Origin of the sequence: Dietzia sp. Cai40 (genome assembly GCF_014145165.1) — a bacterium.
GTDB lineage: Bacteria > Actinomycetota > Actinomycetes > Mycobacteriales > Mycobacteriaceae > Dietzia > Dietzia natronolimnaea.
On record NZ_JAALEB010000469.1, the window covers coordinates 1 to 4,567 of the forward strand.

A 4,567-nucleotide genomic window follows, 5' to 3' on the forward strand; every position below is an offset into this window, starting at 1 on the left:
GCCGACCGCCGCGGTGGGGCGTCCCGCGGTGAGTCGCGCGGTGGCGGACGGCAGTTCGACGACCGGCGATCCGCCGGTCGCCCCGGTCAGGACGCCCGCCAGGCAGCGCGGGTCGACGAACCGGCCCTCCCCGACGAGATCGAGGCCGCAGATCTCGACATGGAGATCAGGCGGGACCTCCGTGGGCTGGACAAGGCGAACGCCGAGCTGGTGGCTCGGCACCTGGTCGCGGCGATGCATTTCGTGGACGACGATCCCGAGCTGGCCCTCGCCCACGGGCGGGCCGCGAAGAATCGCGCCGGGCGGATAGGCGTCGTCCGGGAGACCCTCGGAGTGCTCGCCTACCGGGCCCGTGAGTGGTCCGAGGCCCTCGGGGAACTGCGTGCGGCCCGACGGATCTCGGGAGGTCCCGGTCTGCTCGCGATGATGGCCGACTGCGAGCGGGGTCTCGAGCGCCCGCAGAAGGCCATCGAGCTCGCCCGGGGGGAGGAGTCCCGCCAGGTCTCCGGTGAGGACCTCGTGGAACTGCGCATCGTCGAAGCCGGTGCGCGGGTGGACATGGGCCAGCTCGATGCCGCCCTGGTGACCCTCCAGGACGCCGGAGCCGATCCGGCGGCGGTGGGCGAGGAGGCGGCACGGTTGGACTACGCGTACGCGGAGGTGCTGCTGGCGTCCGGTCGGAAGGACGAGGCCGCCGCATGGTTTGGCCATGCGGTGGCGGCCGACCCTGACCATCACACGGACGCGGAGTCGCGCCTGGCGGAGCTCGAGGACTGACCCCGGTGTCACCAGCCACTCTGTCGGATCTGCACGACGCACTTCTCGTGGACCTCGACGGGACGCTCATCCGCGGTTCCGAGCCCGTACCGGGCGCGGCCGAGGCACTGGACGCCTCGGGGCTCCCGGTGGTCTACGTGACCAACAACGCGAGCCGTGCTCCCGCCGACACCGCGGCACACCTCCGCGACCTGGGTTTCACCGCCCGCGCGTCCGACGTCATGACGAGTGCCCAGGCGGCGGTGATGATGTTGGTCGATCACGTCGACGCCGGCGCGAGGGTTCTCGTGGTGGGCCACGACAGCTTCCGCGACCTCGCCAGGGAGGCGGGCTATGAGGTCGTCCTCTCGGCCGACGACCATCCGGAGGTGGTCCTCCAGGGGCTGTCCCGCGAGCTGACCTGGGGCGACCTCGCCGAGGGGTGCCTCGCGATCCGCCGTGGGGTTCCGTGGGTGGCCTCCAACACCGACACGACGCTACCCACCGAGCGGGGCCTGCTCCCCGGCAACGGCTCGCTGGTCGCGGCGCTTCGTGCGGCGACGGACCGCGAACCCGTCGTGGCGGGGAAACCGGCCGCCGGGGTGCTCAGGGCCGCCGCCGACCTCGTCGGCGCGACGCGTCCACTGGTCATCGGCGACAGGCTCGACACCGACATCGAAGGGGCGGTCGCGGCCGACATGCCCTCACTTCTGGTCCTGACCGGTGTCCACGGGACGGCCGACCTGCTGGTCGCCGAGGAGCGTCGTCGCGCCACTCACCTGGCCCGGGACCTCTCGGCGCTCGCGGCGCCGCCCGAGTCGAGTCATATCGAGTCGGCCGCCGGACTCGACGCGAGGGTGCTGGACGGGTCTCTTCACCTGCAGGGGATCCCGGAGACGTTGAGTGGCGTCGACCTCGCGCGCAGCGTCATCCGTCAGGCGTGGCTGCACGGGGTGACCGCACTCGCGGATCCCGGTGACGGTGCGCGGTCGCGGCTCGCCGATGCGGGACTCGTCGTGGGCTAGCGTGGTCCGCGTGAGCACTCCCGGACCGACACCACTTCCAGGCCCCGTGGGCCCGGACGTCGACGAGCTCCGCTCGGCGTTCGACGATCTCCTCGCCGACTCCGTCGGGCCGTCGACGGCCGACGGCGATGACGGCGGGGTGGTCCGCGACGATCAGGTCCGGGCCCTGGACGCCGCTCATGACCTGCTCGCCCGAGCGCTCTCCGTCCTGGACGCCGCCCGCTGATGGCGGTCACACGGAGGCGCCTGGACGCCGAGCTGGTCCGCCGCAGGATGTGTGACAGTCGGGAACGGGCCCGGGACCTCATCGGCTCCGGGCGTGTGATCGTCAACGGGGTGGCGGCCAGCAAACCCGCGACCCAGGTGGAGCCCACCACCTCGATCGCGCTCGCCGCGTCGAACGAACCGGACTGGGCCTCCCGGGGAGCCCACAAACTCATCGGTGCGCTGGACGCCTTCGGTGTGCGCGTCGACGGTGCGCGCTGTCTCGACGCCGGTGCCTCCACGGGAGGCTTCACCGACGTTCTGCTCTCACGTGGTGCCGCCCGCGTCGAGGCGGTGGACGTGGGCTACGGGCAACTCGTGTGGCGCCTGCGCAGCGACGGTCGCGTCGGGGTCCACGACAAGACCAACGTGCGATCCCTCACTCCCGAGGACATCGGGGGCGAGGTGGACGTGGTGGTCTCGGACCTGTCCTTCATCTCCCTCCCGCTCGTCCTGCCCGCACTGACCGCGTGCGTCCGCACCGGTGGGGATCTGCTGCCGATGGTCAAACCGCAGTTCGAGGTGGGCCGCGAGCGGGTCGGCCAGGGTGGCGTCGTCCGCGACCCCGCCCTCCGGATCGAGGCGGTCACGGGTGTCGCGCGCGCCGCTGCGGCGCTCGGTCTGGAGGCCCTCGGCTGCGTGGCCAGCCCGCTCCCGGGGCCGTCCGGGAACGTCGAGTACTTCCTCCATCTCCGCAAGAACGGGTCGGGCGCCCCGGTGGAGCTGACACACCAGGCGTCGGACGCCATCCACCGCGCCGTGGAGGAGGGGCCGAGATGACGGACATGACAGGTCAGGGGACGCCCCGCCGGATCCTGCTCGAGGCCAATATCGAGCGGCCGGACATCGTCGCCATCGTCGCCCAGGTCGTCGACGCCTGCGCGAACCGGGGGATCGCGGTGCGGATGCTCGCCGACACGAGTGAGAACGTCGCCACGGGGACGGGCGTGGACTCGGTCGCCGACACTCCGCACGCCGCCGACGGGTGCGAGCTCGTCCTGGTCCTGGGTGGGGACGGGACGTTCCTGCGGGCGTGTCAGTACGCCACCGCGGCCGATGTGCCGGTGCTGGGGGTCAACCTCGGGCATGTCGGGTTCCTCGCCGAGTCGGAGGTCTCCTCGCTGCACGGGGTCGTCGAACAGATCGCCGACCGGGACTACCGGGTGGTCGAGCGCATGACGGTCGAGGCCACCGTCATGCACGGGGACACCGTCCTCGGCCACGACTGGGCGCTCAACGAGGTGAGTATCGAGAAGGTCTCCCGGCAGGGCGTCCTCGAGGCGTCGGTCGAGATCGATGGGCGACCGGTGAGCGACTACGGGTGCGACGGCATGCTCGTGTCGACCCCGACCGGGTCGACGGCCTACGCGTTCTCCGCGGGAGGGCCGATCGTCTGGCCGGAGCTCGACGCGATCCTGGTGGTCCCGAACAACGCCCATGCCCTGTTCGCCCGGCCCATGGTGGTGGCGCCGAGTTCGCGTGTCGCCGTGGAGACCGGGACCCGGTCGGGGCCCGCGGTGGTCGTGCTCGACGGGCGGCGGCTGGTCGACGCCCCCGCCGGTAGCCGCGTGGAGGTGGTGCGCGGCCGGAGGCCGGTCAAGTGGGTGCGATTGGACGACTCACCGTTCACGGACCGACTGGTGACCAAGTTCGAACTCCCGGTGACCGGGTGGCGTGGCCGGTCCGCCGCCCGCCCCCTCCCCTAGGGTGGGTGCGTGCTCACGGAACTTCGGATCAGCGGACTCGGCGTCATCGACGAGGCCGTGGCCGATTTCGCCCCGGGCCTGTCGGTCCTGACCGGTGAGACCGGCGCCGGCAAGACCATGGTCGTCACCGGTCTGAGGCTTCTGGCCGGGGGGCGCGCCGATCCGGGCCGGGTTCGCCGCGGTGCCGACAAGGCCGTGGTGGAGGGGCGGTTCGACCTGGCCGCCGCGGCGACGATGGCTTCCGAGGACAGAGAGCAGCTCGACAGACTCCTCGAGGAGGCGGACGTTGAGCTCGACGAGGACGGGACGGTGATCGCGGCCCGCCGGGTCGGCGCCGACGGACGCTCCCGGGCCCGGTTGGGTGGTCGGTCGGTGCCCGCCGGCACCCTGGCCCGGTTCTGTTCCCCGGTACTCGCGGTCCACGGCCAGAACGACCAGCTCCGGCTCCTGCGTCCGGACCGGCAGCGCGAGGCGGTCGACTCCCACGGGGGCGAGCGGGCGCGGGTCGCACTCAGGGCGTACCGGGAGACCTTCCACCGGTGGCGTGAGGCCGAGAGGTCGCTGGCAGAGCGCACGGGGCGCGCCCGCGAGCTGGCCCGCGAGGCCGACCTGCTGCGCCACGGGCTCGACGAGATCGACGCCCTGGACCCCAGACCGGGGGAGGAGGCCGAGCTCGACGCGGTCATCCGGCGTCTCACCGACTCGGAGGAGTTGCGTGAGGTGGCCGGGCAGGCGCACGAGACCCTGACGGGAGACGGAGAGACCGCGGAGCCGGTCGTCAACGTCCTGGATCAATTGCGGCAGCGGCTCGCGGGG

6 protein-coding genes are annotated in these 4,567 nt (G+C 72.4%); all 6 read left to right on the plus strand.

Features of this window, described 5'->3' with window-relative positions:
* A partial coding sequence (locus G6022_RS15725) for a hypothetical protein (RefSeq protein ID WP_182610357.1) occupies nt 1-777 on the plus strand: 777 nt, incomplete at its 5' end.
* A gap of 5 nt (nt 778-782) precedes the next feature.
* Nucleotides 783-1,781 carry an HAD-IIA family hydrolase gene (locus G6022_RS15730; RefSeq protein ID WP_347237825.1) on the plus strand — a complete coding sequence of 333 codons (999 nt, stop codon included), beginning with the start codon at nt 783-785 and terminating at the stop codon, nt 1,779-1,781.
* Between the two features lie 10 nt (nt 1,782-1,791).
* Nucleotides 1,792-2,007, plus strand: coding sequence for a hypothetical protein (locus tag G6022_RS15735; RefSeq protein ID WP_304814591.1), 216 nt, complete (start codon nt 1,792-1,794; stop codon nt 2,005-2,007).
* Nucleotides 2,007-2,825, plus strand: coding sequence for a TlyA family RNA methyltransferase (locus G6022_RS15740; RefSeq protein WP_277817761.1), 819 nt, complete (start codon nt 2,007-2,009; stop codon nt 2,823-2,825). The genes G6022_RS15735 and G6022_RS15740 overlap by 1 nt, the downstream gene beginning before the upstream one ends.
* Nucleotides 2,822-3,751 carry an NAD kinase gene (locus G6022_RS15745; RefSeq protein ID WP_182639299.1) on the plus strand — a complete coding sequence of 310 codons (930 nt, stop codon included), beginning with the start codon at nt 2,822-2,824 and terminating at the stop codon, nt 3,749-3,751. Before G6022_RS15740 ends, G6022_RS15745 begins: the two co-directional genes overlap by 4 nt.
* 9 nt (nt 3,752-3,760) lie before the next feature.
* On the plus strand, nt 3,761-4,567 hold an 807-nt coding region (locus G6022_RS15750), incomplete at its 3' end, for an AAA family ATPase (protein ID WP_182691979.1).